Origin of the sequence: Belnapia arida, from assembly GCF_016773205.1 — a bacterium.
In the GTDB taxonomy this organism is placed as follows: Bacteria; Pseudomonadota; Alphaproteobacteria; order Acetobacterales; family Acetobacteraceae; genus Belnapia; species Belnapia arida.
The window spans coordinates 346,408-372,829 of record NZ_JAETWB010000001.1 but is presented as its reverse complement, the minus strand read 5'-3'; the positions used below and the strand labels follow the sequence as shown (position 1 = coordinate 372,829).

The 26,422-nt window shown below is 70.8% G+C and carries 26 protein-coding genes; 15 read left to right on the top strand and 11 right to left on the bottom strand.

Features of this window, described 5'->3' with window-relative positions:
- Nucleotides 1–39 precede the first annotated feature (39 nt).
- Nucleotides 40–1,068, top strand: coding sequence for an aspartate-semialdehyde dehydrogenase (locus JMJ56_RS01940; RefSeq protein WP_202829918.1), 1,029 nt, complete (start codon nucleotides 40–42; stop codon nucleotides 1,066–1,068).
- Nucleotides 1,069–1,078: 10 nt separating this feature from the next.
- Here JMJ56_RS01940 and JMJ56_RS01935 read toward each other — a convergent pair whose 3' ends face one another.
- Genes JMJ56_RS01935 through JMJ56_RS01925 form a run of 3 tightly spaced genes read right to left on the bottom strand, consistent with a single transcriptional unit; the run spans nucleotide 1,079 to nucleotide 2,305 of the window.
- Complete coding sequence (locus tag JMJ56_RS01935; protein ID WP_202829917.1) at nucleotides 1,079–1,540, bottom strand: nitroreductase family deazaflavin-dependent oxidoreductase; 462 nt, start codon at nucleotides 1,538–1,540, stop codon at nucleotides 1,079–1,081.
- Between the two features lie 32 nt (nucleotides 1,541–1,572).
- Nucleotides 1,573–1,890, bottom strand: coding sequence for a DUF6496 domain-containing protein (locus JMJ56_RS01930; protein ID WP_202829916.1), 318 nt, complete (start codon nucleotides 1,888–1,890; stop codon nucleotides 1,573–1,575).
- A gap of 13 nt (nucleotides 1,891–1,903) precedes the next feature.
- On the bottom strand, nucleotides 1,904–2,305 hold the full coding sequence (locus tag JMJ56_RS01925) for a four-helix bundle copper-binding protein (protein WP_202829915.1): 402 nt from the start codon (nucleotides 2,303–2,305) through the stop codon (nucleotides 1,904–1,906).
- Nucleotides 2,306–2,461: 156 nt separating this feature from the next.
- Here JMJ56_RS01925 and JMJ56_RS01920 point away from each other — a divergent pair, with 156 nt between their 5' ends.
- The gene (locus JMJ56_RS01920) at nucleotides 2,462–2,803 is read left to right on the top strand and encodes a phasin family protein (protein WP_202829914.1); all 342 of its coding nucleotides are present in this window, start codon (nucleotides 2,462–2,464) and stop codon (nucleotides 2,801–2,803) included.
- A 21-nt stretch (nucleotides 2,804–2,824) separates the two neighbouring features.
- On the opposite strand, the gene JMJ56_RS01915 is transcribed toward JMJ56_RS01920, so the two are convergent.
- Genes JMJ56_RS01915 through JMJ56_RS01905 form a run of 3 tightly spaced genes read right to left on the bottom strand, consistent with a single transcriptional unit; the run spans nucleotide 2,825 to nucleotide 5,767 of the window.
- Nucleotides 2,825–3,625 (bottom strand): crotonase/enoyl-CoA hydratase family protein, encoded by an 801-nt coding sequence (locus JMJ56_RS01915; RefSeq protein ID WP_202829913.1) that lies wholly within the window; start codon nucleotides 3,623–3,625, stop codon nucleotides 2,825–2,827.
- Nucleotides 3,622–4,626 carry an acyl-CoA dehydrogenase family protein gene (locus JMJ56_RS01910; RefSeq protein WP_202829912.1) on the bottom strand — a complete coding sequence of 335 codons (1,005 nt, stop codon included), beginning with the start codon at nucleotides 4,624–4,626 and terminating at the stop codon, nucleotides 3,622–3,624. The genes JMJ56_RS01915 and JMJ56_RS01910 overlap by 4 nt, the downstream gene beginning before the upstream one ends.
- A 1-nt stretch (nucleotide 4,627) precedes the next feature.
- On the bottom strand, nucleotides 4,628–5,767 hold the full coding sequence (locus tag JMJ56_RS01905; protein WP_202829911.1) for an acyl-CoA dehydrogenase family protein: 1,140 nt from the start codon (nucleotides 5,765–5,767) through the stop codon (nucleotides 4,628–4,630).
- Between the two features lie 113 nt (nucleotides 5,768–5,880).
- On the opposite strand from JMJ56_RS01905, the gene JMJ56_RS01900 reads away from it, so the two are divergent.
- Nucleotides 5,881–8,199 carry a xanthine dehydrogenase family protein molybdopterin-binding subunit gene (locus JMJ56_RS01900; protein ID WP_202829910.1) on the top strand — a complete coding sequence of 773 codons (2,319 nt, stop codon included), beginning with the start codon at nucleotides 5,881–5,883 and terminating at the stop codon, nucleotides 8,197–8,199.
- Complete coding sequence (locus JMJ56_RS01895) at nucleotides 8,196–9,332, top strand: 2-methylaconitate cis-trans isomerase PrpF family protein (protein WP_202829909.1); 1,137 nt, start codon at nucleotides 8,196–8,198, stop codon at nucleotides 9,330–9,332. Before JMJ56_RS01900 ends, JMJ56_RS01895 begins: the two co-directional genes overlap by 4 nt.
- Nucleotides 9,333–9,395: 63 nt before the next feature.
- Here JMJ56_RS01895 and JMJ56_RS01890 read toward each other — a convergent pair whose 3' ends face one another.
- On the bottom strand, nucleotides 9,396–10,139 hold the full coding sequence (locus JMJ56_RS01890) for a sulfite exporter TauE/SafE family protein (protein ID WP_202829908.1): 744 nt from the start codon (nucleotides 10,137–10,139) through the stop codon (nucleotides 9,396–9,398).
- A gap of 88 nt (nucleotides 10,140–10,227) precedes the next feature.
- Between JMJ56_RS01890 and JMJ56_RS01885 the strand changes: the two genes are divergently transcribed.
- From JMJ56_RS01885 to JMJ56_RS01850, 8 genes are all read left to right on the top strand, one after another.
- Entirely contained in the window at nucleotides 10,228–11,274 is a 1,047-nt protein-coding gene (locus JMJ56_RS01885) for a hydroxyacid dehydrogenase (protein WP_202829907.1), read from the top strand.
- Nucleotides 11,271–12,701, top strand: a complete 1,431-nt coding sequence (locus tag JMJ56_RS01880) for an amidohydrolase family protein (RefSeq protein WP_202829906.1) — start codon at nucleotides 11,271–11,273, stop codon at nucleotides 12,699–12,701. Before JMJ56_RS01885 ends, JMJ56_RS01880 begins: the two co-directional genes overlap by 4 nt.
- On the top strand, nucleotides 12,698–12,973 hold the full coding sequence (locus JMJ56_RS35190) for a hypothetical protein (RefSeq protein WP_202829905.1): 276 nt from the start codon (nucleotides 12,698–12,700) through the stop codon (nucleotides 12,971–12,973). The genes JMJ56_RS01880 and JMJ56_RS35190 overlap by 4 nt, the downstream gene beginning before the upstream one ends.
- Nucleotides 12,970–13,914: a CobW family GTP-binding protein gene (locus tag JMJ56_RS01870; protein ID WP_202829904.1), complete on the top strand. Its 945-nt coding sequence runs from the start codon at nucleotides 12,970–12,972 to the stop codon at nucleotides 13,912–13,914. Before JMJ56_RS35190 ends, JMJ56_RS01870 begins: the two co-directional genes overlap by 4 nt.
- A gap of 74 nt (nucleotides 13,915–13,988) precedes the next feature.
- Nucleotides 13,989–14,759 carry an SDR family NAD(P)-dependent oxidoreductase gene (locus JMJ56_RS01865; RefSeq protein WP_202829903.1) on the top strand — a complete coding sequence of 257 codons (771 nt, stop codon included), beginning with the start codon at nucleotides 13,989–13,991 and terminating at the stop codon, nucleotides 14,757–14,759.
- Nucleotides 14,760–14,770: 11 nt separating this feature from the next.
- A complete protein-coding gene (locus JMJ56_RS01860; protein ID WP_202829902.1) occupies nucleotides 14,771–15,979 on the top strand; it encodes an acyl-CoA dehydrogenase family protein in 1,209 nt (402 codons plus the stop codon).
- Entirely contained in the window at nucleotides 15,972–17,579 is a 1,608-nt protein-coding gene (locus JMJ56_RS01855; protein WP_328702234.1) for an acyl-CoA synthetase, read from the top strand. Before JMJ56_RS01860 ends, JMJ56_RS01855 begins: the two co-directional genes overlap by 8 nt.
- A gap of 30 nt (nucleotides 17,580–17,609) precedes the next feature.
- Nucleotides 17,610–18,572, top strand: coding sequence for a Bug family tripartite tricarboxylate transporter substrate binding protein (locus tag JMJ56_RS01850; protein WP_202829901.1), 963 nt, complete (start codon nucleotides 17,610–17,612; stop codon nucleotides 18,570–18,572).
- A gap of 43 nt (nucleotides 18,573–18,615) precedes the next feature.
- On the opposite strand, the gene JMJ56_RS01845 is transcribed toward JMJ56_RS01850, so the two are convergent.
- On the bottom strand, nucleotides 18,616–19,305 hold the full coding sequence (locus JMJ56_RS01845; RefSeq protein WP_202829900.1) for a DUF1194 domain-containing protein: 690 nt from the start codon (nucleotides 19,303–19,305) through the stop codon (nucleotides 18,616–18,618).
- A 63-nt stretch (nucleotides 19,306–19,368) separates the two neighbouring features.
- On the opposite strand from JMJ56_RS01845, the gene JMJ56_RS01840 reads away from it, so the two are divergent.
- Complete coding sequence (locus JMJ56_RS01840) at nucleotides 19,369–20,172, top strand: alpha/beta fold hydrolase (RefSeq protein ID WP_202829899.1); 804 nt, start codon at nucleotides 19,369–19,371, stop codon at nucleotides 20,170–20,172.
- A gap of 100 nt (nucleotides 20,173–20,272) precedes the next feature.
- Here the strand turns inward: JMJ56_RS01840 and JMJ56_RS01835 are convergent, their stop codons facing one another.
- The 3 genes from JMJ56_RS01835 to JMJ56_RS01825 all read right to left on the bottom strand — a co-directional run bounded on the left by JMJ56_RS01835 (nucleotide 20,273) and on the right by JMJ56_RS01825 (nucleotide 24,278).
- The gene (locus JMJ56_RS01835) at nucleotides 20,273–20,620 is read right to left on the bottom strand and encodes an H-NS histone family protein (protein WP_202829898.1); all 348 of its coding nucleotides are present in this window, start codon (nucleotides 20,618–20,620) and stop codon (nucleotides 20,273–20,275) included.
- Nucleotides 20,621–20,796: 176 nt separating this feature from the next.
- Nucleotides 20,797–22,515: an N-acyl-D-amino-acid deacylase family protein gene (locus JMJ56_RS01830; RefSeq protein WP_202829897.1), complete on the bottom strand. Its 1,719-nt coding sequence runs from the start codon at nucleotides 22,513–22,515 to the stop codon at nucleotides 20,797–20,799.
- 62 nt (nucleotides 22,516–22,577) lie between these two features.
- The gene (locus JMJ56_RS01825; protein WP_202829896.1) at nucleotides 22,578–24,278 is read right to left on the bottom strand and encodes a gamma-glutamyltransferase family protein; all 1,701 of its coding nucleotides are present in this window, start codon (nucleotides 24,276–24,278) and stop codon (nucleotides 22,578–22,580) included.
- Between the two features lie 103 nt (nucleotides 24,279–24,381).
- On the opposite strand from JMJ56_RS01825, the gene JMJ56_RS01820 reads away from it, so the two are divergent.
- Both JMJ56_RS01820 and pstS read left to right on the top strand, forming a co-directional pair.
- Nucleotides 24,382–25,185, top strand: coding sequence for an enoyl-CoA hydratase-related protein (locus JMJ56_RS01820; protein WP_202829895.1), 804 nt, complete (start codon nucleotides 24,382–24,384; stop codon nucleotides 25,183–25,185).
- A gap of 144 nt (nucleotides 25,186–25,329) precedes the next feature.
- Nucleotides 25,330–26,379 (top strand): phosphate ABC transporter substrate-binding protein PstS, encoded by a 1,050-nt coding sequence (gene pstS / locus JMJ56_RS01815; protein ID WP_328702232.1) that lies wholly within the window; start codon nucleotides 25,330–25,332, stop codon nucleotides 26,377–26,379.
- The last annotated feature ends 43 nt before the right edge of the window (nucleotides 26,380–26,422 follow it).

Sequence of the window (26,422 nt, the reverse complement as noted above, 5' to 3'; positions counted from 1 at the left end):
GCCGGAGGCGCCGATGCGGAAGGATGCAAGGAGCAGGACATGAGCTACAGGGTCGCGGTCGTCGGCGCCACCGGGGCGGTAGGGCGCGAGATTCTGAAGACCCTGGCGGAGCGGGACTTCCCCGTCCGCGAGGTCGTGGCCCTGGCCTCGTCGCGCTCGGTGGGGGCGGAGGTGTCCTTCGGTGAGAAATCGGTGCTGAAGGTCAGGAGCCTCGAGAGCTTCGACTTCAAGGGGACGGATCTCGCGCTGTTCTCGCCGGGGGCGGCGATCTCGGCGGTGCATGCGCCAAGGGCCGCCGCCGCGGGGTGCCTGGTGATCGACAATACCAGCCGTTTCCGCATGGAGCACGACGTGCCGCTGGTGGTGCCGGAGGTCAATCCGCAGGCGCTCAAGCGCCTCGGCAAGCGAGGGATCATCGCCAACCCCAACTGCTCGACCATCCAGATGGTGGTGGCGCTAAAGCCGCTGCACGACATCGCCCGCATCAGGCGCGTCGTCGTCTCGACCTACCAGTCCGTCAGCGGCGCGGGGAAGGAGGGGATGGACGAGCTGTTCAACCAGACCCGCGCCATCTACGTGAACGATGCGACGGTGCCGGAGCAGTTCACCAAGACGATCGCCTTCAACGTCATCCCGCATATCGATGTCTTCCAGGACGACGGGGAGACGAAGGAGGAGTGGAAGATGGCGGTGGAGACGCGGAAGATCCTCGACCCGGACATCGCCGTTATCGCCACCTGCGTGCGCGTGCCGGTCTTCGTCGGGCATGCCGAGGCGGTGCATGTGGAGTTCGAAGCGCCGATCAGCGTCGAGCAGGCGACTGAGGCGCTGCGGGACGCGCCGGGGCTGCAGCTCGTCGACAAGCGGGAGGATGGCGGCTACGTCACGCCGATCGACGCGGCGGGCGAGGATGCGGTCTATGTCAGCCGGCTGCGGCGCGATGCGACGGTGCCGCATGGCCTGGCTTTCTGGTGCGTCAGCGACAACCTGCGGAAGGGGGCGGCGCTGAACGCGGTGCAGATCGCGGAACTTGCGGTGGCGCAGGGGCTGCTGGAGGGGAGGCGCTGAGCGCCTCCCGTCAGACGATGGGGTCGAGGACGACCACAGGGATCTCGCGGTCGGTCTTCTTCTCGTAATCGGCATAAGGCGGCCAGAATTCGAGAGCCTGCGTCCACAGCCGGGCGCGTTCCTCGCCGCTGACGGTACGGGCGCGGGCCTTGAGCTTGCGCGTGCCGACCTGGACCTCGACCTCCGGGTTGGCGACGAGGTTCTTGTACCAACCGGGATGCTCCGGCGCGCCGCCTTTGGAGGCGACGATGACATAGCCGTCGCCGGTCTCACCGTAGAAGAGCGGGAATATGAAGCGCTCGCCCGACTTGCGGCCGGTCGTCGTCAGCAACAGCGCGGGCACCACCATCTCGGGGTAGCCGGGGGGCGTGACCTCGTACATGTGCCCGTCCGTGCCGCCGCTCGAAAGGTAGCGCTGGATGTGGTCGAGCATCCATTGCGGCAGGTTGGGGGCGATCTTGGCGTCGGGCATCGTCTCGGCTCCTCGCTGCGGATCGGGGGAGGCTAGTGTGCGTTGAGGGCGCGCACCAGTGCGGCCTTGTCCATGGTCGACCGTCCGGGAATGCCGCGGCGCCGTGCCTCGGCCAGCAGCGCCGCCTTGGTTTGGCCGCTGTCCTGCTCGCGGGTCTTGGTGCGGCGGAGGTTGCTGCGGTTGTCGGCCGGGGTCTCGTCGCGGGAGGCACCGGCTTCGTGCAGGGCGATGGCGACGGCCTGGCGCTGCGTGCGCACAGGCGCGCCGCGGCTCGTCTCCAGATCGCCCTCCTTGAACTCGCGCATGACGCGCTCGACGGTCTCGCGCTGGGCCTTGGACTGCTTCGCCATGGTGGTCGTCTCCTTACTGCATGGCACCGAGGAGGGATTGGCAGGCCTCGGCGCAGGCATCGCAGGCCTTGGCACAGATCCGGCAATGGGCGTGCATCTCCGCATGCTCGCGGCACTCGTCGGCGCAGGCGCCGCAGGCGACGATGCAAGCCTCGAGAGCCGCCTCGGTCAGGGCGCGGTTCGGCTTCGTCAAGCGGGAGACGATGCGGCCCGTGGCGGCGCAGATATCGGCGCAGTCGAGGTCGAGGCGGATGCAGTAAAGCAGCATCCCCGGGTCCTGCTCCGCCATGCAGGCATCGGCGCAGCTGGTGCAGGTCTGCGCGCAGTCCCGGCAGGCGGCGATGCATCGCTCGATCACTGCAAGGGCCGAGGGCTGGTGCGGCTGGTTGCGGAGCATCTCGGAGAGGTAGTCCATAATGGCGCGCCTCGCTCGGGTGATGTCCGGGACAACGCGGCTGGGCGCCCTCCCGTTCAGTTCGGTCTGGCGCGGGGGGACCGGTTTCCGGCAAGCTGGCGCCGGTGCGGACGCGGAAAGACGGTGGCGGCCATGGAGGGAGAGGCGCGGCGAGGATTGCAGCCCCTGGTTCCGGAGCCGCCGGACCTGCTGGCGCTTCAGCGGCACGGCATCGAGATGATGGCGGCGGCGAACCGGCTGGCGCTCGGCTGGCTGCGGACGGCCGCCGAGCAGCAGGCGGCGGTCACGAGGCGGACCTTCGAGGAGATGAGCGCGGCGGCGCGGCGGGTGGCCGCAGCGGATGCCGGCTCGGCCCAGGCGGAGGCGATGGTCGCCATGCTGGAGCAGGCGCGAAGGCTTGGGTTGGAGACGGCGGAGGAGCTGGCGCAGCTCATGCAGCGGGTACAGGGGGAGGCGCTCGACCTGATGGATCGAGCGTTGGGTGCTCGGGAGGAGTAGGCGCCGGAGGCGCCTATCCGTTCAGCGGCCGGTGAAGCTCGGCTTGCGCTTCTCCAGCATGGCGTTGACGGCTTCCTTGTGGTCCTCGGTCGTGTGCGCCAGGGCCTGGAAGGCGGCGGACATCTCCAGCAGCGTCGAGAGGCGGGTGTGCTGGCCCTCGCGCAGCAGCTTCTTGGTCATGCGCACCATCTCGGGCGGGTTGGCGGCGATCCGGGCGGCGAGTGCCCCGGCGGCAGCCATCAGCTCCTCATGCGGGACGACCCTGGAGACGAGGCGGACCTCCTTGGCCTCCTGCGGGCTCAGCAGGTCTCCCGTGAAGCTCATCTCGGCGGCGACGGACATGCCGACGACGCGGGGCAGCAGCCAGGCGCCGCCATCGCCGGGGACGATGCCGACCTTGACGAAGCTCTCGGCGAAGCTCGCCTTGTCGGAGGCGATGCGGATGTCGCACATGCAGGCGACGTCGAGGCCGAGGCCGATGGCGGGGCCGTTCACCGCGGCGATGGTGGGGGCGTCGCAGTCGTAGAGGGCGTTGGCCATGGCCTGGACGCCGCGGCGGTAATTCTCGCGGACATCGGCGTGGCTGCCTTCGAGAATGCCGCGGCGGTCGCGCATCGCCTTGAGGTCGCCGCCGGCGCAGAAGGCGGTGCCGGCGCCGGTGAGGATGACGGCGCGCACCGAGCGGTCGCGGTTGATGCGGTGGACGGCAGCGACGACGTCGTCGCAATCGGCGAAGGTGGAGATGGCGTTGCGCTTCTCCGGCGCGTTGAGGGTCAGGGTGACGATCGGGCCATCCTGCTCGTACTTCACGTAGTCGGTCATGCGGCGGGTTCCTCGTCGCGGCTGGTGAGGTCGGCCCAGAGATGCGCGCCGCCGCGGGCGAGCGCGGCATCGCCGATGCGGCGGGCCCAGAGCCGCTCCGGCCCGGCGCCGTCGCGCCAGGCCCAGATGCGGCGGGTGTAGAGATGCAGCGGGTGCTCGTCGGTGAAGCCGATGGCGGCGTGGACCTGGTGGACGATCTCGGCGCCGGTGCCGCCGGCCTCGCCGGAGACGATCTTCGCGGCGGCGATCTCGAACTCGGCGCCGGCCAGGCCGCGGCGGTCGGCGGCGCGGCCGGCATTGGCGACGGCGACGCCGGCGGCGGCGACCTCGCCGGCGCAGCGGGCGAGGAGCTGTTGCACGGCCTGGAAGCCGCCGATGGGGCGGCCGAACTGCTTGCGGGTGTTGGCGTAGTCGACGGTCATGTCGAGCACGGCCTCCAGCGCGCCGGCGATGCGGGCGGCGTTCAGCAGGGCGCCGGCGAGGAGGGCGGCGTCAGGGCCGTAGGCGGCAGGGAGGCGGCCTTCAGCCAAGGGCGTGCCGAGGACCGGCTGGTCGGCTGGTTCGCGGGCGATGGGGCCCCTGCCCTGCTGCCAGTCCGTGGGGGCGTGGAGAGCGGCCTCGCCGCCGGGGGCAAGGGCGAGGTGGGCGGCGCGGCGGCCCCAGGCGACGGCCTCGCCGGGGAGGCCCAGGGCGATGAAGCCCGTGGGCGGGGTGATGCCCGCTGCGGCGAGGAGGGCGGCGGCCGTCATGCTCTCGCCGAGGGGGATGGGGGCGGCGTGGCGGCCCATCGCCTGCCACAGCGCGGCCGCATCGCCCCAGCCGAGACCGGTGCCGCCCTGCTCCTCGGGGACGAGGGCCAGCGGGAGGCCGAGGGCTTCGGCTTCGGACCAGAGCTCCTCGGGCCAGGTGCCGGCCTCGCCGGCGCGCAGGGTGGCGGGGTCGGAGCGGTCGGCGAGCAGGCGGCTCACCTGCTCGACCAGCATGTCGCGGATGTCGCTCATCTCAACGGAGCCCCAGCTGGCGGGCGATGATGCCGCGCAGGATTTCGCGGGTGCCGCCGCGCAGGCTGTAGCTGCGGGCGACCATGGTCATCAGGCCGAGCATCTCCAGCACCTGCGGCGGCGTGCGGCCAGTATCGACCAGGCGGCGGATGGTCTCCGGCAACGCCTGCTCGAAGTCGTTGCCGGCATCCTTTACCAGCGCCGCCTCACGGGCGGGGGTGTGGCCCTCCTGCAGCATGCCGGCGACGGAGAGGGACATCTGGCGGAGGGTGGCGGCGCGGGCCAGCAGGCGGCCGACGGCCTCGGAGGCGGCGGGCTCGGCGCGGAGGTCGTCCAGCGCCTCGGTCAACAGCGGCAGCGAGGAGAGGTAGCGCTCCGGCCCGGCGCGCTCGAAGGCGAGCTCGGCCGTCGCCTGCTCCCAGCCATTGCCCTCCTGGCCGACCAGCATCGAATCAGGGACGAAGACGTCGTCGAAGGTGATCTCGTTGAAGCCATCCTGGCCCACGAGGTCGAGGATCGGGCGGATGGAGAGGCCGGAGCTGCGCAGGTCGACCAGGAACTGGCTGAGGCCCTGGTGCTTCGCCTTCGGGTCCGGTGCCGGGGCGGTGCGCAGCAGGGCGATCATGAAGTCGCAGCGATGGGCGCTGCTGGTCCAGACCTTGCGGCCGTTGACCTTCCAGCCGCCGGGGACCTTCTCGGCCTTGGTGCGGAGGCTGGCGAGGTCGGAGCCGCTGTCGGGCTCGGAGAGGCCGATGGCGAAGGCCATCTCGCCGCGGATGATGCGGGGGAGGAACTCCCGCCGCTGCTCCTCCGTGCCGAGGCGGAGGATGAGGGGGCCGGATTGCCGGTCGCCGATCCAGTGGGCGCCGACGGGGGCGCCGACGGCGAGCATCTCTTCAAGCACCACGTAGCGTTCGAGGGCGGTGCGCTCGCCGCCGCCATAGGCCTTCGGCCAGGTCATGCCGATCCAGCCGCGCTTGCCGACCTCGCGAGAGAAGTCGCCGTCGAAGCCCATCCAGGAATAGGCGGGGACCATCGGCGGCCAGTCGCGGCCGGCTTCGGCGAGGAAGGCGCGAAGTTCGGCACGGAGGGCGGGCGCCTCGGCAGGCGTGTCCCGAAGCGGGAATTGGAGGCTGGGCATGGACGTTCTCCCTTGCCTCGATTGGTGCCCCGGATCGGGCGCGGGCGCTACCCCCCTCTCGACAGGGCGGGGGTGGCGGGGCTTTGCTGGCGGGCCAAGGAGGGCGCGTGTCCATGGACAAGTTCGGGATCGGGCAGCCGGTGCGGCGGAAGGAAGACGTGCGGCTGCTGACCGGGCGGGGAACCTATACGGCCGATATCGACCGGCCGGGGCAGGCGCATGCCTATGTCCTGCGCTCGCCGCATGCCCATGCGCGAATCGTCTCGATCGATACGGTCGAAGCGCTGTCCGCCCCCGGTGTGGTCACGGTGCTGACCGGGCTGGATGCGGCGAAGGATGGCATCGGGCATTTCCCGGTGATGGTGGAGGTGCCGGGCAAGGGCGGCAGCAAGCTCTTCCCGACGCCGCGGGAGATCCTGCAGACGCGGAAGGTGCGCTTCGTCGGCGACCCGGTGGCGCTCATCGTCGCGGAGACGCGGAAGCAGGCGCAGGACGCGGCCGAGCTGATCGAAGTGGAATACGAAAGCCTGCCGAGCGTCACCGAGACCGGGGCGGCGCTCGCGCCGGACGCGCCGCTGCTCTGGGAGGAGAATGGCAGCAATCTCTGCGTGCTCTGGGACAGCGGGCGCGAGGCGGAGGCCGAGGCGGGGCTGGCGCGGGCAGCGCGGGTGGTCTCGATCGAGCTGGTGAACAATCGCCTGGTCGGCAACCCCATGGAGCCTCGGGTCGCCATCGGCGAGTACGAGGCGGCGACGGGGCGGTACACCCTGCACTCGCCGACCCAGGGCGTGATGCGGGTGCAGGACGGGCTGGCGCGGCTCATCCTCAAGGTGCCGAAGGAGCAGGTGCGGGTGGTCTCACCGGATGTGGGCGGGGGGTTCGGGCTGCGGGGGAAGATCCACCCCGAGAGCGGGATGGTGCTGTGGGCCGCGAGGCGGGTCGGGCGGCCGGTGAAATGGGTGAGCGACCGGAGCGAGACCTTCCTCTGCGATCCGCATGGGCGGGACCATGTGACGCGGGCGCGGATGGGCCTCGATCAGGAAGGGCGGATCACCGGCGTCGCCATCCGCACCTTCGCCGCCATGGGGGCTTACCTGCAGGATTTCGGGCCGCGGGTGCCGACCGTCGCGGGCGGGCGGATCATGGGCACGGTCTATGACATCCAGGCGCTGAACGCGCAGGTGAGCTGCGTCTTCACCAACACCTCGCCGACGGATGCCTATCGCGGGGCGGGTCGGCCGGAGCAGGCCTATGTGCTGGAGCGGCTGCTCGACCTCGGGGCGGCGGAGCTCGGGATCGGGCGGGAGGAGATCCGGCGGCGGAACTACATCCGGCCGGAGCAGATCCCCTATGTGAACGTGGTCGGGAATGCGATCGACAGCGGGCTCTTCGCCGAGACGCAGGCGCGGGCGATGGCGCTGGCGGATTGGGACGGGTTCGCGGCGCGCAGGGCCGAGGCGGGCGCGCGTGGGCAGCTGCGTGGCATCGGACTCGGGTATTTCATCGAGGCTTCGGGCGGGCAGCCAAGCGAGTGGGCGCGGGTTCGGTTCGAGGCGGATGGGACGGTCTCGGTCACCGTGGGCACCTTCAGCCATGGGCAGGGGCATGAGACGGCCTATGCGCAGGTGCTGCACGAGAAGCTCGGCATCGGGTTCGACAAGGTGCGGCTGGTGCAGGGCGACACCGATGTCGTCGAGGCGGGGAACGGCACGGGCGGGTCGCGCAGCTCGCAGATGGGCGGCGTCGCCATCGCCCGCGCCTCGGAGCTGGTGATCGCCAAGGGGCGGAGGCTTGCGGCGCATCTGCTGGAGGCGGCGGTCGATGACGTGGAGTTCGAGCGGGGCGTCTTCCGTGTCGCCGGGACCGATCTGAACGTCGGATGGGACCGCGTCTATCGGCTGGCGCAGCAGCCGCCGGAGGGCGAGGCGGCGGGGCTCGACGAAGCGCTGCTCTACACGCGCAGCACGGAGTGCAACTTCCCCAATGGCTGCCATGTGGCGGAGGTGGAGATCGACCCGGAGACGGGGCAGGTCTCGCTCGCGCGCTATGCGGCCGTCGACGATGTGGGCAACGTCATCAACCCGATGCTGGTGCATGGTCAGTCGCACGGCGGGATCATGAGCGGCATCGGCCAGGCGCTGCTGGAGCATGCGGTCTACGACCGGGAGAGCGGGCAGTTCCTCAGTGCAAGCTTCCAGGACTACTGCATGCCGAGGGCCACCGATGCGCCGGAATTCGAGCTTGGCTTCCACGTGGTGCCTTGCCCGAACAACGACCTCGGGGTGAAGGGGGCGGGCGAAGGTGGATCCTGCGGGGCGCCACCGGCGATCGTCTCTGCGGTCTGCGATGCGCTCGGTGTTGCGCATATCGACATGCCGGTGACGGCGGAGAAGGTGTGGCGGGTGTTGCAGCAGCAGGGGGTGGCGGCGTGAGCCAGCGATTCATACCGGCGGCCTTCATCCGGGGCGGGTCGTCGAAGGGCGTGTTCTTCCAGGCGCGGGACCTGCCGGGCGACCGGGCGGCGATCGATCCGATCCTGCTCGCGGTGCTGGGGAGCCCGGATCCCTATGGGCGGCAGCTCGACGGGATGGGGGGCGGGATTTCGTCGCTCTCCAAGGCCGTCGTCATCGGACCGCCGACGCACCCGCAGGCGGATGTGGACTACACCTTCGCGCAGGTCGCGGTGGACCGGCCCATCATCGACTGGAAGGGGAATTGCGGGAACCTTTCGGCGGCTGTCGGGCCGTTTGCGGTCGATGAGGGGCTGGTGCGGGCCGTCGATGGCGAGGCGCTGGTGCGCATCCATCAGGTCAATACGCGGAAGATCATCCATGCGCGGTTTCCGGTGCGGGATGGCAGGGCGGAGGTGCGGGGGGATTTCGCCATCGCCGGCGTGGCCGGGACGGGGGCGCGGATCAGGCTCGACTTCCTGGCGCCGGGGGGGACGCAGACTTCGGGGCTTCTGCCCACGGGGCGCGTCGCCGATGTGCTGGAGGTGGCGGGGTTCGGCTCGATCCGGGCAACGCTGATCGATGCGGGCAATCCGGCCGCCTTCATCGACGCGCGGGATGTCGGGCTGACGGGTGGGGAGAGTCCGGAGGAGATCGAGGCGCGGGGCGAGCTGATGGCGTTGCTCGACCGCATCCGGCGGGTGGCGGGGGTGGCGATGGGGCTGGCCGATGCGCCCGAGGGGGTGGGGTTGGCGGCGCCGCGGATCGCGCTGGTGGCGGGACCGCTGGCGGCGCGGACGCTGGATGGGGCGGTGCTCGATCCCCTCTCGCATGAGGTGACGGTGCGGATGCTGTCGATGGAGCGGCCGCACCGGGCGGTGCCGATGACGGGGGCGATGGGGCTGGCCGTCGCCTGCCGGGTGGAAGGGAGCATCCCGCATGGGCTGGCGGGGCGCGGCGAGCGGCCGGAGGAGATTCGCGTGGCGCATCCGTCGGGGATGCTGACGGTGGGCGCCGAGGTGGAGCGGCGGCCGGAGGGGTGGCATGTGGAGAGCGCCGTGGTGTTCCGCACGCAGCGGCGGCTGATGCAGGGGGCGGTGGCCGTGCCAGCTTGACTAAGGGGGTCCAGGGGCCCCTCGGCCCTTGGCGGGAGGAGCTTGAGGAGGGCAGCGCCCTCCTCAACCAAGCAGCTTCGGCAAGCTCGATGCCAGCAGCGCGACGCCGGAGGCCGCCAGCAGCGCCAGCACCACGCGCTGGAAGCCGACATCGCCGAGGCGGCGATAGGCCGCGGCTCCGAGCAGCGCCGTGGCGATGACGATGGGCAGCATCACCGGGAAGAGCCAGGCGGCACGGGCGGAGACGGTGCCGGTCAACAGATAGCCGGCCATGGTCGTCGTGTGCATCGTCAGGAAGACGAGCTGGAAGACGCTGCGCTGCGTCGCGCGGTCCCAGCCGCGGAGAACGCACCAGAGGGTCGGGATCGGGCCCGGCAGGCCGCCGAGGCCGCCCATGACCCCGCCGAGGAAGCCGATCACGCCATCCATCGGCGGGCCGCCGAAGGTGATGCGCGGCAGGCGGGCAGCCAGCAGCATCGCCGGGCACCAGAGGATCAGCAGCGCGCCGAGCCCGGCCTGGAACAGGCGCGGGTCGACCATCGGCAGCAGCCAGACGCCGACCGGCACGCCGGGCAGGCCGCCCAGGATGAAGGGGATGGCGCGGGGGATGGCGGAAAGCTTCAGCATCCGCATGCCCATCGCCTGGCCGATGAGGGAGCAGAAGACGACCAGCGGGCCGGCGACGGCGGGCTCCAGCGCCCAGGACCAGAAGGCCATCGCCACCAGGCCGAAGGCGAAGCCGGACACGCCCTGGATGAAGCCGGCCAGGGCGCCGCCGAGCAGGACGATGGCCATCCCCAATGTCACGCCGCTGGTCCTTGAAATGTCAGGGGGCGGGTTTTCGCCCGGGGCGGCGGGGGATACAACCGGGGCAAGCATCATTCAGGGAAACGCCATGCGCCGCTTTCGTGTCGGCTACCTCTCCCACCTGCCGCATCGGGCGTTCCTCGACACCGCCGCCGGGTGCGCGGCGCTCGAGGTGGTACGGATCCCGCTCGACCAGCCGGAGGAGGGGGTGCTGGCGGCGCTGCGGGAGGTGGACGGCTATTACTGCATGGCCTCGCGGGACGAGCTGCCGCGGCGCTTCCACGTGACGGATGCGTTGCTGAAGGCGCTGCCGGGGCTGCTGATGGTCGGCAGCACGGGGGCCGGGTACGACACGGTTGATCCGCTGGCCTGCACGCGGGCGGGCGTGCTGCTGGTGAACCAGGCGGGCGGCAATGCGGAAGGCGTCGCCGAGCATGCGGTCGGCATGATGCTCTCGCTGCTGAAGCGCATGCCGGAGGCCCAGGCGGCGATGCGGGCCGGACGGGCGCAGAGCCGCGAGGCGCTGATGGGGCGGGAGCTGCGCGGGCGGGTCGTGGGCCTGGTCGGCATCGGGCATGTGGGGACGCGCGTCGCGGAGATCGTGCGGCTGGCCTTCGGCTGCACGGTGCTGGCCTGTGACCCGTATCTGGATGCCGGGACCGTCGCGGCGCGGGGCGCGCGGAAGGTAGAGATCGACGAGCTGCTGGCGGAGAGCGACGTCGTCAGCCTGCATCTGCCGCTCTCGCCGGAGAGCCACGGCATGATGAGCGCGGCGAGCTTCGCGCGGATGAAGCCGGGGGCGATCTTCGTCACGACGGCGCGGGGGCATATCCATGACGAGCCTGCGCTCGCCGAGGCGTTGGCGAGTGGGCATCTGGCGGGGGCCGGGCTCGATGTCTGGGCGCAGGAGCCGCCGCCGCCCTCGCATCCGCTGCTCGCCATGGACAACGTGATCTTGACGCAGCACACGGCGGGAGTGACGCAGGAGAGCCGGGCGAACATCACGCGGATCGCGGCGCTCGCCTTTGCAGACGCGGCTGAGGGCAGGTTGCCGCCGCGGATCATCAATGCGGATGTGGTGCCGCGCTATCAGGCGCGGCGGGCGGCGTTCGGCAGCGAGGGGGCGGAAGGATGATCGATCTCGTCGTCAGCGGGGACTGCGTCGTTACGCCGCATGCGATCGGGCCGGCGGATGTGGCGATCGGAGGCGGCAGGGTGGTGGCCATTGCCGAGCGCGGCGGCTTTCCGGTGCCGGAGGGGGCGCGGCTTGTCGATGCCACGGGGAAGGTCGTCATGCCGGGCGGGATCGACCCACATACGCATTGCCTCTGGCCGGTCGTGGTGCCGGACGGGACGCCGACCCTGACGCAGGGGCCGTCGGTCGTCGGCCGCGCCGCGCTGTTCGGCGGCACGACGACGCTCATCGACTTCACCCGCTGGACGCATGGGCAGACGGTGCAGGGTGCGATCGAGGCGCGGATGGCCGACTGGTGGGCGGATGGCTGCGCCTGCGACTGGGCGCTGCACACGATGGTGGAGGGCGACCTGCCGCCGGAGTTGCCGGGGCAGCTCGGCGAGGCGATCGAGGCGGGGCATGCCTCGGTGAAGATCTTCACCACCGACATCACGCCGAGCCGCAAGGGGCGGATGGTGGATTTCGGCGACATCTGGGAGGTGTTCCAGGTGCTGGCGCGGAAGGGCGGGCTCGGCGTCATCCATGCCGAGGACAACGACATCGTCATGCACATGTATGCCAAACTGTTCCGCGAGGGCCGCGCCGGCTTCGAGAACATGGCGGAGGTGCACAACACGCTGTCGGAGGATCTCTCCTTCCGCCGCGTGCTGCGGCTGGCCGAGAAGGTGCCGGGGACCGCGCTCTACATGCTGCATGTCTCGGCCGCCGATGGCGTGCGGGCGATCCGCGAGGCGCGGGCGCGCAATCAGCCGGCCTATGGCGAGAGCCTGCACCAGTACATGCTTTACACGCAGGACGACTACAGGCGGCCGAATGGGCAGATGTATCATACCTATCCCTCGCTGAAGTCGCAGGCGGATCAGGACGAGCTGTGGCGCGGGGCAATGGACGGGACGATCAATTGCGTCGCCACGGACGAGCTGTGCTGTTCCCTCGCGGTGAAGACGCAGGGGAAGCGCATCGACGACACGACGGGGGGCAATTCGGGCGTCGAGCCGCGCGTCGCGGTGATGTATTCGGAAATGGTGGGGAAGCGGGGCTTCTCGCTCCGGCAATTCGTCGATGCGGTCTCGACCAATGCGGCGCGGATCATGGGGATGTATCCGCGGAAGGGCTGCATCGCGCCGGGAGCGGATGCGGATATCTGCATCCTCGATCCGGCGCTGAAGCGCGAGGTGCGGGCCGAGGCGATGCATGAGAGCGACTACAGCCCTTGGGAAGGGCGGCAGGTGGATGCCTGGCCGGCGATGACCATCCTGCGGGGCAAGGTCGTCGTCGAGGATGATCGCTGGGTCGGGGACGAGCGCGGTGGCGAGTGGATTTCGCGCAGCATTCCCGACGAGATCAGGGCCGGCGCGGCGTTGTGACACCGCCGGAGCTGCGCGACCTGCTGGCCGATGCCCTGGTGCTGTGGGAGGTCGCGGGGCGAGTTGCCGTCGCCGAGGGGGGCGTGGTGCTGGAAGGGCTCGGGCTACGCGTCGTGGCGGCCGATGGGGACGAGTTGCCGATCCGCTGGTGGATCGAGCGGCCGGGGCACCGGCGGCCCTGCACCTCCATCTCCGGGCTGCTGCGGGGGCTGCGCAATGCGGTGGGCGCCGGCGAGGGCGAGGCGCGCCGGCTGCGGGTGGCGGGGGCGTGATCCCCGTCTCCGTCGTCACCGGATTCCTCGGCGCCGGCAAGACGACGCTGCTGCGGCGGGTGCTTTCCGACCCGGCCTGGGCGGACAGCGCCGTCGTCGTCAATGAGTTTGGCGAGGTGGCACTCGACCACGAGTTGCTGGCGGCGAGCGAGGAGGTGCTGGTCAACGTCTCGACCGGCTGCCTCTGCTGCCTGGTGCGGACCGATCTCGGCACGACGCTGATGGACCTCGCCCGGCGGCGGGCTGCGGGCGAGGTGCCGGCCTATCGCCGGGTGCTGGTGGAGACCTCGGGCCTCGCCGACCCGGCGCCGATCCTGCATGCGCTGATGACCGAGGCGGCGGTCGCCGAGACGCACCGGCTGCACTCGGTGGTGACGCTGGTGGATGCGGTGCTGGGGCCGGTCGTGCTGGAGCGGCACCCGGAAGCGCGCTGGCAGGTGATGCTGGCCGACCGGGTGCTGGTGACGAAGCCCGACCTCGGCGACGCGGCGGCGGCGGAGCGGGCGGTGCAGGCGCTGCAGCCGGGGCTGGATGTCCGGGCTGCGGAGCGGGGAGCAGCGGAGCCCGCCTGGCTCTTCGCACCGGGCGAGCCGGCGGTGCCGCAGGAGGCGGTGGCCCGGCACAGCGAGGGGGTCGGCAGCATCCTCATCGAGCGGGAGGCGCCGGTGGCGGCACTCGCCCTCACCCTATGGATGCAGGCGCTGGCCGAGCATGCGGGGGCGAAGCTGCTGCGGCTGAAGGGGCTGGCGGCGCTGGCCGAGGAGCCGGCGCGGCCGATGGTGGTGCATGCGGTGCAGCATCTGGTGCATCCGCCCGAGTGGCTGGCGGAATGGCCGGGGGGCGAGCGCCGGACGCGGATCGTGCTGATAGGCCAAGGGATTCCGCGGCACTTCCCGGCACGGCTGCTGGCGGCGATCGAGGCGGAGGTCGCTACCGCCTGAGGCGGCGGCTTGGCCCCTGCCCTTGCCCCGCCCCCAGGCACGATGGTCAAGTATGGGGAAGCGGGAGGAATGGTATGGTCGATCCGCAAGGGTTGTTCCGGCTCACGGGCTCGGTCGCGCTGGTGACGGGGGCCTCGGGGGCGCTCGGGGCGCATTTCGCCCGGGTGCTGCATGGCGCTGGGGCCAGGGTGGTGCTGGCAGCGCGCAGGACTGAGGCGCTGGAGGCGCTGGCGGGGGAGCTGGGCGCGGGGGCCGTGGCGGCGCCGCTCGATGTGGCGCGGCCGGAGAGCATTGCCGCCTGTTTCGATGCCGCCGAGCGGGCCTTCGGCGTGGCGCCGGATGTGCTCGTCAACAATGCGGGAATCGCGGTCTCCAAGCCCGCCTTGCAGCAGACGGCCGAGGATTGGGACGGCGTGGTGGAGGTCAACCTGCGCGGCTGCTTCCTTGTCGCCACGGAGGCGGGGCGCAGGCTCGTCGCGGCCAAGCGCGGGGGGGCGATCGTCAATATCGCCTCCATCGGAGGCTTGCGCATCCTGCAAGGGGTTGCCGGCTATACGGCGTCCAAGGCGGGGCTGGTGCAGCTGACGAAGCAGCTGGCCGTCGAGTGGGCGCGCTACGGCATCCGCGTCAACGCGCTCTGCCCGGGCTATGTCGAGACGCCGATCAACCGGGAATTCTTCGCCTCCGAGGCGGGCCAGGCGGTGGTGAAGCGGGTGCCGCAGCGAAGGCTCGGCGCGCCCGACGATCTCACCGGCCCGCTCCTCCTGCTCGCCTCGAAGGCGGGGGCCCATATGACGGGCGCCGCGCTGGTCGTCGATGGCGGGCATTCGGTCAACGCTCTGTAGGATCAGCCACAATGGATTTCAGCCTGTCTCCCGAGGTCGAGGCGACTCGCGCGCGCATCCGCGAGTTCGTCGAGCACAAGATCATCCCGCTCGAGGCCGATCCGGCGAGCTATGACGAGCATGAGAACATCGCCCGTCCGCTGCTGGAGCGGCTGCGGGCGGAGGCGAAGGCGGAGGGGCTCTGGGCGCTCAACATGCCGAAGGAGCGTGGGGGCGGCGGCTTCCCGATGACCGCCATCGCCGCCTTCTACGAGGAGATGAACCGCAGCATCTTTGGGCCGGTGGTGTTCCATGGCGCGGCGCCGGATGACGGCAACATGCGCGTGCTGAACATGGTCGGGACGGAGGCGCAGAAGGAGCGGTGGCTGCAGCCGATCATCGACGGAAAGGTTCAATCCAGCTTCGCCATGACGGAGCCGGATGGCTGCGGCAGCGATCCGTCGATGACCTACACGAAGGCCGAGCGGCGGGGGAACGACCGCTGGGTCATCACCGGGCGGAAGCACTACATCACCGGCGCCGAGACCTCGAAGCATTTCATCCTGATGGCGCGGACCTCGGATGACGACAGGACGGGGCTGACCGCCTTCCTGTTCCATGCGGACCAGCCGGGATGGAAGATCCTGCGGCGCATCCCGATCATGGGGCCGGAGGAGCATGGCGGGCATTGCGAGCTGGAATTCGACGGGCTCGAGGTGCTGGACGAGAATGTGCTGATGGGCGTGGGCGACGGGCTGCGGGTGACCCAGATCCGGCTCGGGCCGGCACGCCTCACCCATTGCATGCGCTGGACGGGGATGGGGCGGCGGGCGCTCGAGATCGCCATGGCGCATATCGAGCAGCGCAGCAGCTTCGGCACCAAGCTGGTCGAGAAGGAGGCGGTGCAGCAGCTCGTCGGCCAGGCGGCGATGGAGCTCGATATCGGCCGGCTGCTGACCATGCGCGCGGCCTGGCTGCTCGACCAGGGGAGCCTGGCGCGGAAGGAGATCTCGATGGCGAAGGTCGTCGTCGCCGATGCGCTGCACAAGGCGGTCGACACCTCGCTGCAGCTGCTCGGGGCGCGCGGCTACTCCAAGGACACGCCGGTCGAGTGGATGTACCGCTATGCGCGGCAGGCGCGGCTGGTCGACGGGGCGAGCGAGGTCCACCGCATGGTGCTGGCGAATTTCCTGAGGCGCCAGGGCAAGGATTTCTTCAAGTGGGGGGCGGATCGTGGATGACCATGACCTGCCGAGGCTGGCGGCCAATCATGTGCCGCTCTCGCCGGTCTCCTTCCTGCTGCGGGCGGCGCGGGTCTATCCCGGCAGGGTCGCCGTCATTCATGGGGCGCGGCGGACCACCTATGCGGAGATGGCGGAGCGGTGCCGGCGGCTGGCCTCGGCGCTGAGGCGGAAGGGCGTCGGCACGGGGGATGTCGTCGCGGTGCTGGCGCCGAATACGCCGGAGATGCTGGAGGCGCATTACGGCGTGCCGATGGCGGGCGCGGTGCTGCTGACGATCAACATCCGGCTCGATACCGCCGCCATCGGCTTCATCCTGCGGCATTCCGGCGCGAAGCTGCTGATGGTGGACCGGGAGTTCACCAGAGTCGCGCGCGGGGCGGTGCCGGAGGGCGTGACGGTCGTCGATATCGCGGATAGCGAGGCGCCGGAGGGCGAGGTGCTCGGCGACACCGAGTACGAGGCGTTCCTGGCGGCGGGGGATGCGGCGGAGTCGATCCACATGCCGGAGGATGAGTGGGAGGCGATCAGCCTCTCCTACACCTCGGGCACGACGGGCAACCCGAAGGGCGTCGTCGCGCATCATCGCGGCGCCCACCTGAATGCGACGGCGAATGCGCTGGCTTTCGAGCTGACGCCGCGGAGCGTCTATCTCTGGACGCTGCCGATGTTCCACTGCAACGGCTGGACCTATACCTGGGCCGTCACCTTGCAGGGGGGGACGCATGTCTGCCTGCGCAAGGTGGAGCCGGGCGCGATCTTCGCCGCCATCGCCGAGCATGGCGTGACGCATATGTGCGCCGCGCCCGTGGTGCTGACGATGCTGATCCATGCGCCGGAGGCAGTGAAGCGGGCGCTGCCGGGGAAGGTGGCGATCGCCACGGGCGGGGCGGCGCCGCCTTCGCCCGTCATCGCCGGGATGGAAGGGATGGGCTTCTCGGTCACGCATCTCTACGGGCTGACGGAGTGCTACGGGCCGGCGACGATCTGCCTGTGGCAGCCTGGGCTGGAGGAGATGCCGCTCGGGGAGAAGGCGGCCTTCATGGCGCGGCAGGGGGTCAACCATCCGATGCTGGAGGAGGCGGCGGTGATCGACGCGGCCTCGATGCGGCCGGTGCCGGCGGATGGGCGAACGCTCGGCGAGGTGATGCTGCGCGGCAATACGGTGATGAAGGGCTATCTGCGCAACCCGGAGGCCAACCGCGAGACTTTCGCCGGGGGGTGGTTCCATACCGGCGACCTCGGGGTGATGCATCCGGATGGCTATATCGAAGTGAAGGATAGGGCGAAGGACATCGTCATCTCGGGCGGGGAGAACATCTCGACGCTGGAGGTGGAGGAGGTGCTCTACGCGCATCCGGCGATCATGGAGGCGGCGGTGGTGGCAGCGCCCGATGCCAAATGGGGCGAGGTGCCGCATGCCTTCGTCACGCCGCGGCCGGGGGCCGAGCCGCCCACGGAGGCGGAGGTGATCGCCTGGTGCCGGGCGCGGCTGGCGCATTTCAAATGCCCGAAGCGGGTGAGCTTCGGGCCGCTGCCGAAGACCTCGACGGGCAAGATTCAGAAATTCGAACTGCGCGGGCGGCTGCAGGGCGTGTAGCCTCCCCGGAACAACCGGGAGGAAACAAGCATGAACATCCTGCGGAGGGGGCTGCTGGCGGCCCCTGCCCTGCTGGCCGTCCGCGCGCAGGCGGAGGCTTGGCCGGACCGGCCGGTGCGCATCCTGGTGCCCTATACGCCGGGCGCCATCAACGACACGCTGGCGCGGCTTGTCGGCGAGAAGATGGGCGATGCGGTCGGCCAACTCGGCGTGGTCGAGAACCGGCCGGGAGCGAGCGGCTCGCTCGCCATCGCGGCGACCGCGCAGGCGACGGACAACTACACCATCTGCGTCGCCAATACCGCCAACCTGACGATGAACCCCTTCCTCTTCGCCAATACGGGCTACGACCCTACGAGGGACATCGCCCCGCTCTGCGTGACGACGCGACTGATGAACTGCCTGGCGGTGCGGGCGGAGAGCGGCATCGGCAGCCTGCGCGAGCTGATCGCGCGGGCCAAGGCGCAGCCGGGGAAGCTCAGCTATGCCAGCTCGGGCGCGGGGAGCAGCCCGCATCTGGCTGCCGAGCTGTTCCGCGTGCAGGCGGGGATCGAGCTGACGCATGTGCCCTATCGCGGCAGCGCGCCGGGCATCGCCGACCTGCTCGGCGGGCGCGTGGACATGACCATCGACAACCTGCCGAACGTGCTGCCGCATGTGCAGGGCGGGCGGCTGAAAGCGCTGGCGGTGACGGGCAGCGAGCGGGACCCGACGCTGCCCGACGTGCCGACCTTCGCCGAGGCGGGGCTGCCGGGCTACGAGGTCTATGTGTGGTTCGGCTTCATTGGGCCGGCGGCGATGCCGCAAGTGGTGCGGGACCGCCTGTCCCAGGCGATCATCGGCATCGTGCGGGGGACGGAGACGGCGGAGAGGATCCGCCGGGCGGGGGCGACGGTCTGGGTGCAGGACGGGGCGCAGATGGCGGCGCTGATCCGGAGCGAGCTGGAAAAGTGGGGCGGGGTGATCCGGGGGGCCAATCTGCGGATCGAGTAGCGGAAGGGATGCCCAGAGCAGGCCTGGCCGTGATGGCGGGCGGTCAGGCGATCTCGCGGATCAGCTTGGCGCGGAGGGCGCGGGCGATGTCGCGGCGGTCCTCGGCCGTGACGACGAAGGCGCCGGGGCCGCCGATGACCTCGCGGCGATAGGTCTCGGCGAGCGGTTCGCCGGCGCGGGTGACCTGGCCGGCGGAGGCGACGGCCAGCGCGTTGATCGTGATGCCGGCGGCGACCGCCGCGTCGCGGGCGGTGGCGGCGGGGATCACCGAGCGGAGGTCGGGGCCGTCGCCGGAGAGGTCGATGACCCGCTCGGCGGCCCGGAAGGGCGAGGTGGCGATCAGGCGGGTGCAATGGTCGAGCGCGTCGCCGATGGCGTTCCAACTTTGCGGGCTGCGGGGCGCGCGGAGGATCGCGTCCGCCAGGGCGATGGCGGAGGCAGCGTCGGCGAGGCGCATCCATCCCACCACCGTCGCGGCGCCGGCGGGGGAGCCCCATTCGACCATGGCGACGGCGATGGCGCCACGCGGCTTGCCCTGGATGGCGGCGAGGACGGAGGGGTGCGTCAGCGCCTCGGCATAGCCTTCGCGCTGGAGCTGGAACTCGTCCGGGTCGATGGAGCCGGAGGCGTCGACGGCCAGCGTCAGGAGGAGGTCGACCTCGGCTGGCTGGGCGCCAATGGGATGTGCATCGGCGGTGGCGGCGAGGCTGGCGAGGAGGTGGCGGCGGCGCATCGGGGCTCCTTGTGGGGGTTGGTCGGGGGCCGCATCCTTCGCGGGAAGGATGGGAGGGAAGCGATGCCGAGCCTCAAGGTCAACGGGTACGAGATGCATTATGCGGAGGCCGGAAGCGGCACGCCGGTGGTGCTGGTGCATGGCTCGCTCAACGACCAGCGTTACTGGGCGCCGCAGATGGAGCCGCTCGGGGCACGCTTCCGCGTGCTGGCGCCGAGCCTCAGGCATTACTGGCCGGAGCGGTGGGATGGCGTCGGCGAGACCTTCAAGATCGACCAGCATGTGGAGGATGTGGCGGCCTTCATCGGCACGCTCGGGGCGGGGAAGGTCGATCTCGTCGGGCATTCGCGGGGCGGGCATATCGCCTTCCGGGTGGCGGAGCGGCACCCGGGGCTGATCCGGCGGCTGGTGCTGGCGGAGCCGGGGGGCGAGCTGGATGAGAGCCTCGGCGGCGTGCCGGGCGGGGCGGGCAAGCAGGCCGGGGCCTTCGCCGCGGCGGCGGAGTTGCTCAAGGGAGGCGATACCGAGGGGGCGATGCGGCGCTTCGCCGAGCATACCGGCGGGCCGGGGGCCTGGGAGAAGCGGAGCGCCGCCCGCAAGGCGATCAACCTCGACAATGCGCATACGCTGCTGGGGCAGATCGACGAGCGGCGGCGCCCCTATGGGCGGACGGCGGCGGAGGCGATCGGCGTGCCGACCCTGCTGGTGAACGGTGCGCAGACCCAGCCGCAATTCATCGCCATCGTCGAGGCGCTGGAGCGGGTGATGGCGGATGCGCGGCGGGTGGTCATCCCGGATGCGGCGCATGGGATGAGCAGCGACAATCCGGCGGATTTCAATGCGGCGGTGCTGGCGTTTTTCGGCTGACGGATTTTGGACCCTGCCTAAATCGGCTTCTGCCGATGTCCTTCCGCGGCTTTTGCTGCGGAAGGACGGGCGAGGCAGTAGAACGCTTTCGCGAAAGCTACTAAATCCGGAATTCGTTCCGGCTATGGCCTTCCGCTTCCATGGCATGAAGCCATTTCGGCAGCCTGCCGCGGCCGGTCCATTCTTCGCCGTTCGGGCCGCGGAATTTCGCGGCGACCTGGCCTCCCGTGCCGGCTTTCTTCGAAGCGCGGGGAGACGGCTCCGGGGAGCGCCCAGGCCAAACGGTCTCGAAGGCAAGGCCCAGCTGGGCGAGTTTCTCCTTGGCTTCCGCCAGGATGGCCTCCCGGGCGCCATCGAGCTTTTCCAGGCGCTTCGCCTCGGCAGCGTCACGCAAAGCGGTCAACTCCTGGACGCTCATGTTTTCGAGATCGACTTTGCCTTTTTCCACGACTCGGTTTCTCCGTTGAATTCTGGCGTTTCCTATAACATCGGGAAAAACCCGGCAAGCGAGCCGAACCTGCCTCCGCCGGTTTCAAATCCGGGGGCCAGCGTGCCGACGCGAAAATGCCCTGCCGTTTCCGGCAGGGCATCATTTCGATCGAGACCGTGGGTGGCGGGTATGGCTTACCCTTGCGCCCGCACCAGCCGGCCGGGCCGCGCGCCCGTCTCCTCGCCGCGCTCGAAGATCGGTTGGCCGCTGCAGAGGGTCATGTCGTAGCCGTCGACATGCTGCACCAAGCGGCGGCCGCCGGCGGGGAGGTCGAAGATCATCTCCGGGTGGTGCGGGCGCAGCGCAGCGAAGTCGATGACGTTGACATCGGCCTTCTTGCCGACTGCCAGGCGGCCACGGTCGTGGAACCCGAAGAAGTCGGCGGTTTCGCTGGTCTGCCGCTTGATGACGAATTCCAGCGGCAGGCGGGGGCCGCGGCTGCGGTCGCGGACCCAGTGGGTCAGCATGGTGGTGTTGAGCGAGGCGTCGCAGATCACGCCGCAATGGGCGCCGCCATCGGAGAGGCCGAGGATGGTGTTCGGGTCCTCGATCATCTCGCGCACCACCTCCAGGTCGCCGTGGACGTAGTTCGTGATGGGGAAGTAGAGCATGCGGCCGCCGTCGCCGCCGGTCAGGTAGTCGTAGCAGAACGCCTGCGGGTCCTGGCCGGCCGCGGCGGCGAGGGCGGCGATGCTGCGCTCGGGCGGCGGCTCGTAATCCGGGTTGTCGCCGAGGACGTACATGCGGTCCCAGCGGGTGGCAACCTGGCGGGAGAGCGGGGGCAGGATCTCCATGAGCCGCGGCGAGGCCTCCTGCGCCAGGATATCCGCGCGCACTTGTGGGTCGCGCAGGCGGGCGAGCTGCTCGGCGGGGGAGAGGCGGGCGAGCTCGGCGAAGCCTTCGCGGAGGGCAAAGGGGTTGAGGCTGGTGGCGAGGCCGAGGATCAGCCCGACCGGGCGGCCGGCGACCTGGGCGGAGAGGGCCAGGCCCTCGCCGCGGGCGGCGCGGACGCCGTCCATCAGGCGGCGCCAGCGCTGCGGGTCATAGCTGCGATCGGTGAGCAGGAACCAGACGGGGCGGCGGCTGTCGGCGGCGACCTGGCGCAGCCAGCCGAACTCGGCCGCCTCGTCCTCGAAGTCGGAGAGCATGCCGAAGGCGCCGCGGCCGGCGCGGCCCATGGCGCGCCCGATTGCGATCAGCTCCTCATGCTCGGCGTACCGGCCGGGGACCAGCTCGCCGGCCGGTGTCTTGTGCTGGTCGGTGCGGCTGGTGGTGAAGCCGAAGGCGCCGGCCTTCAGCGCCTCCTCGGTGAGGCGGGCCATCAGCTCGATGTCTTCGGCCGTCGCCATCTCGCGGGCGATGGCGCGCTCGCCCATGGCGTAGACGCGCAAGGGGTGGTGGGCGAGCTGGGCGGCGACGTCGATGGTGCGGGGCAGGCGGGCGAGCGCGTCGAGATAGTCGGGGAAGCTCTCCCAGTCCCATTTCAGCCCCTCGGCGAGGGCGATGCCGGGGATGTCCTCGACGCCTTCCATGAGGTCGATGAGGGCTTGGTGGTGGGCCTTCCGCACCGGGGCGAAGCCGACGCCGCAATTGCCGAAGAGGATGGTGGTCGCGCCGTGCCAGGAAGAGGGGGCGAGAACCGGGTCCCAGGTGGCTTGGCCGTCGTAATGGGTGTGGACATCGACCCAGCCGGGGGTGACGAGGCGGCCCTCGGCCTGGACCTCGCGGCGGCCGGGGCCGGCCTTGCCGCCGACCTGGGCGATGCGGTCGCCGTCGATGGCGAGGTCGCCGGTGAAGCCGGGGGCGCCGGTGCCGTCGACGAGGGTGCCGCCGCGGATCACGAGGTCATGCATGGGGAGCCTCCTTGGTCGTTCGACCAAGTGTGGCTCCGGCGGGTTGTGGGGGCAATACGGCGCTAGCCGGCGATGGCGTAGGCCGGGCGGCGCGGGTCGGCGCCGGCGGCGACGAGACCGGTGCGTGGGTCGGAGCGCACCACCTCGACCGCGCCGGCGAGCCAAGTGCGGTGGGGCCAATCCTTCACTTCGTGGCCGCGGGCGGTGAGGGCGTCGCGGGTCGATTGGGGGATGCCGTCCTCGACTGCGAGCCGGGCGGGGAAGTAGTCGAAGGGGGCGAAGGAGGAGGGGAAGGCGTAGCTGGCGATGCGGGGAGCCTCGATCGCCTCCTGCAGTTCCATGCCGAAATGCAGGATGTTCACCATCACCTGCAGCATCGCCTGGATCTGCACGTCGCCGCCCGGAGTGCCGAGCGGCATGAGGCCGCCCTCCGCCGTGACCACGAGGGCGGGGTTGGGGGTCAGGCGGGGGCGCTTGCCGGGTGCGACGCCCGAGGGATGCGCCGGGTCCGGCCGGCTCTGGCTGCCACGGTTGGAGGGGATGAGGCCGAGGCCGGGGACCACGGGCGAGTTCCAGGAGCCGTCGGAGGGCGTGGCGCTGAAGGCGTTGCCCCAGCGGTCGATGACGGCGCAGTAGGAGGTGTCCGCCTCGACCGTCGGCAGGGTGCGGGGAGCCGGAGCGGGTTCGCCGCCCCCCGGGCCGAGCAGGACGGGAAACATGCCGGGCTGGGCGCGGGCCGGATCGATGGCAGCGAGGCGGGCCGAGAGATGTGCGTCCGACAGAAGCCGGTCGAGGGGCACGTCGAGGAAGGCCGGGTCGCCGAAATGGTACTCGCGGTCGGCCATCGCCGCCTTGATGCATTCGGTCATCAGGTGGAGGTAGTCGGGGCTGTTATGGGCCATGCCGGCGAAGCCGCCGCGCTCGAAGAGCAGCAGCGCCTCCAGCAGGGCGGGACCCTGGCACCAGGGACCGCAGGTGATGACCTCATGGCCACGCCAGTGGCGGCTGACGGCCGGCTCGATGCGGGAGCGGAAGCCGGCGAGGTCGGCCATGGTCAGGTAGCCACCCTCCTCCGCCATGAAGCGGGCGATCTCGCGGGCGATGTCGCCGCGGTAGAAGGCGGCATGGGCGGCGGCGAGGCCGGCGGCCCTCCCCTGCCCGGCCGCGGCGGCCTCCTTGTCCACCATGTACTGCAGGGTGCGGGCGAGGTCGGCCTGGAGGAACTTCTCGCCCACCTCCGGCCTCCGGCTGCCGGGGAGGAAGATGGCGGCGTTGGAGGACCAGCGCACGTAGTCCGCCTCATGGGTGCGGATGCTCTCTGCGAGCAGCGGATTGACGGCGAAGCCGTCGCGGGCGTGGCGGATGGCGTATTGGGCAACCTCGCCGAAGGAGAAGGTGCCGTGGCGCTCGAGGGCGGTGATCCAGGCATCCGGGGCGGCGGGGATGACGGTGCGGAGCACGCCGTTCGGGATGCGGCTGCCATGCTCGCGCTGGAAGAGGTCAGCCGGGATGGAGGCGGGCCAAGGGCCGAGGCCGGCGATGGTCTCGGTGCGGCCGTCGGCCAGGCGGATCAGGATGGGGGCGACGCCGGCGACGTTCACCAGGTCCGGCAGCAGCACGCCGAGGGCGAGGCCAGTGGCGCAGCCGGCATCGATGGCATTGCCGCCCGCTTCCAGCACGGCGAAGCCGGCGGCGGCCGCGAGGTAGTGGCCGGCGGAGACGGCATGGCGGGCGCCGTAGAGGGTCGGGCGGGTGGCGTGCATCGGTTGGGAGCCTCGGCCATGGACGGGGCGGGCCGGCGGCGACACCATCCGGCCCGGTGAAGGCTCCGCCCTGGGTGGAGCGGCTGTCAACGGAGGAAGAAAGATGGAAGACGCGCCCGTCCTGCTCGGCCGCGATGCGCGGGGCATCGTCACCGCCACGCTGAACCGGCCGCACCGGGGCAATGCCTACAACGCCGAATTGCTGGCCGGGCTGACGGAGGCGCTGGAGGCGCTGGCCGAGGATGCGGGGGTGCGGGCCCTGGTGCTGCGCGGCGCGGGGCGGCATTTCGCCGCCGGGGCGGATCTCGGCTGGCTGGCGGAGGTGGCAGGGTATCCGCCAGAGGCCGCCTTCCAGGCCTCGCTGGCGACGACGCGAGCGATGCAGCTGCTGAACGAATTCCCGCGCCCGACCCTCGCCCTGGTGCAGGGGGCGGCCTCCGGCGGCGGGTGCGGGCTGGTCTGCTGCGTCGATGTGGCGCTGGCGGTGCCGGAGGCGGTGTTCGGCCTGACCGAGGTGCGGGTCGGCGTCTCGCCGACGCCGATCTCACCGCAGATGGTCCAGGCCATGGGGCTGCGTCAGGCGAGGCGCTACGCCGTGACCGGCGAGCGGTTCGATGCCGCCGAGGCCCTCAGGATCGGCCTGGTGCATGAGGTGGTCGCGCCGGCGGCGATCGAGGCGCGGCTGGAGGCGATCCTCACCGAGGTGCTGCGGGCGGCGCCCGGCGCGGCGGCGGTGACAAAGGACAGCCTGCTCGGCGCCAACGGGGCCAAGCTCGATGCGCGGGCGATGGCGCTGCTGTCGCATGAGGGCTGGATGCAGCGGGCCACGGCCGAGGGGCGGGAGGGGCTGGCGGCGTTCCGCGAGAAACGTCTCCCGGCTTGGGCACAAGGCTCTGGAATCGTATAGAAAATGCGGATGACCTGGCCAGTCATCGGCCCAGTGTCATCGAAGCTTCATGGATATGAAACCCAGCCGTCTTATGGCGGCTCTAGGAAGGCGCCGCATCCGGGGCCGCAGAGTCCCGGTCGGGATAATCGCGGAGACATACACGTGCATCGTCGCCAACTGCTGGCCTCGGCCAGCCTGCTCGCCGCCGGCACCGCCTTCGGCGGCCGCGCCTTCGCCCAAGGTGGCCAGGTCACCGGCGCCGGCGCCACCTTCCCCAACCCGGTCTACCAGAAATGGGCCGAGGCCGGCCGCGGCGCGACCGGCATCACGGTGAACTACCAGTCGGTCGGCTCGGGCGCGGGCATCAACCAGATCCGCAACCGCACGGTGGATTTCGGCGCCTCCGATGCGCCGCTGACGCCGCAGCAGCTGACCGAGGCGAACCTGCTCCAGTTCCCCTCGGTGATGGGCAGCCTCGTCGCCATCGTGAACATCCCCGGCATCGAGGATGGGCAGCTGAAGCTGACCGGCGAACTGCTGGCCGAGATCTATCTCGGCAAGATCACCAAGTGGAACGACCCGAAGCTGGTCGAGCTGAACCGCGGCCTGACGCTGCCGAACCTCGCGATCGCCCCCGCCTACCGGGCGGATGGCTCCGGCACGACCTTCGTGTGGGTCTCCTACCTCGCGGCGGTCTCGCCGGAATGGAAGGAGAAGGTCGGTGTCGGCACCTCCGTCCGCTTCCCCGCCGGCACCGGCGCGCGCGGCAACGAGGGCGTGGCCGGCACGGTGAAGAACATCCGCGGCGCCATCGGCTATGTCGAGAACGCCTACGCGGTCTCGAACAAGCTGGTCACCACCCAGCTCCGCAACAAGGCCGGCCAGTTCGTGAAGCCGACGCATGAGAGCTTCATCGCCGCGGCGCAGAGTGCCGACTGGAACGCGCCGGGCATGGCCGCCAGCCTGATCGACCAGCAGGGCGCCACCTCCTGGCCGATCGTCTCGCCGACCTTCATCCTGCTGCCGAAGAACCCGACCGATGCGGAGCGCAGCCGCAACGTGATGAAGTTCTTCGACTGGGCCTTCAACAACGGCGCGCAGTTGGCGACGCAGCTTGACTACATCCCGCTGCCGAAGCCGGTGCAGGACCAGATCCGCACCGCCTGGAAGGCCGAGGTGAAGGCCAACGGCCAGCCGGTGTGGAACGGCTGATCGCGTAACGGATAAGGAGCCCGCCGCGTGTCGCAGGCCACCA

Excerpts from the sequence above, each read along its gene's own strand:
- JMJ56_RS01910 (WP_202829912.1), bottom strand. The coding sequence starts at position 4,626 with ATGAGCGACATCCGCGACATGCTGGTCGAGCAGGTGAGCCGCCTGCTC.
- JMJ56_RS01885 (WP_202829907.1), top strand. The coding sequence starts at position 10,228 with ATGCGCCGCTTTCGTGTCGGCTACCTCTCCCACCTGCCGCATCGGGCG.
- JMJ56_RS01840 (WP_202829899.1), top strand. The coding sequence starts at position 19,369 with ATGCCGAGCCTCAAGGTCAACGGGTACGAGATGCATTATGCGGAGGCC.
- JMJ56_RS01830 (WP_202829897.1), bottom strand. The coding sequence starts at position 22,515 with ATGCATGACCTCGTGATCCGCGGCGGCACCCTCGTCGACGGCACCGGC.
- JMJ56_RS01865 (WP_202829903.1), top strand. The coding sequence starts at position 13,989 with ATGGTCGATCCGCAAGGGTTGTTCCGGCTCACGGGCTCGGTCGCGCTG.
- JMJ56_RS01905 (WP_202829911.1), bottom strand. The coding sequence starts at position 5,767 with ATGCCCAGCCTCCAATTCCCGCTTCGGGACACGCCTGCCGAGGCGCCC.
- JMJ56_RS01820 (WP_202829895.1), top strand. The coding sequence starts at position 24,382 with ATGGAAGACGCGCCCGTCCTGCTCGGCCGCGATGCGCGGGGCATCGTC.
- JMJ56_RS01825 (WP_202829896.1), bottom strand. The coding sequence starts at position 24,278 with ATGCACGCCACCCGCCCGACCCTCTACGGCGCCCGCCATGCCGTCTCC.
- JMJ56_RS01850 (WP_202829901.1), top strand. The coding sequence starts at position 17,610 with ATGAACATCCTGCGGAGGGGGCTGCTGGCGGCCCCTGCCCTGCTGGCC.
- JMJ56_RS01915 (WP_202829913.1), bottom strand. The coding sequence starts at position 3,625 with ATGACCGACTACGTGAAGTACGAGCAGGATGGCCCGATCGTCACCCTG.
- JMJ56_RS01900 (WP_202829910.1), top strand. The coding sequence starts at position 5,881 with ATGGACAAGTTCGGGATCGGGCAGCCGGTGCGGCGGAAGGAAGACGTG.
- JMJ56_RS01925 (WP_202829915.1), bottom strand. The coding sequence starts at position 2,305 with ATGGACTACCTCTCCGAGATGCTCCGCAACCAGCCGCACCAGCCCTCG.
- JMJ56_RS01930 (WP_202829916.1), bottom strand. The coding sequence starts at position 1,890 with ATGGCGAAGCAGTCCAAGGCCCAGCGCGAGACCGTCGAGCGCGTCATG.
- JMJ56_RS01880 (WP_202829906.1), top strand. The coding sequence starts at position 11,271 with ATGATCGATCTCGTCGTCAGCGGGGACTGCGTCGTTACGCCGCATGCG.
- JMJ56_RS01845 (WP_202829900.1), bottom strand. The coding sequence starts at position 19,305 with ATGCGCCGCCGCCACCTCCTCGCCAGCCTCGCCGCCACCGCCGATGCA.
- JMJ56_RS01940 (WP_202829918.1), top strand. The coding sequence starts at position 40 with ATGAGCTACAGGGTCGCGGTCGTCGGCGCCACCGGGGCGGTAGGGCGC.
- JMJ56_RS01935 (WP_202829917.1), bottom strand. The coding sequence starts at position 1,540 with ATGCCCGACGCCAAGATCGCCCCCAACCTGCCGCAATGGATGCTCGAC.
- JMJ56_RS01860 (WP_202829902.1), top strand. The coding sequence starts at position 14,771 with ATGGATTTCAGCCTGTCTCCCGAGGTCGAGGCGACTCGCGCGCGCATC.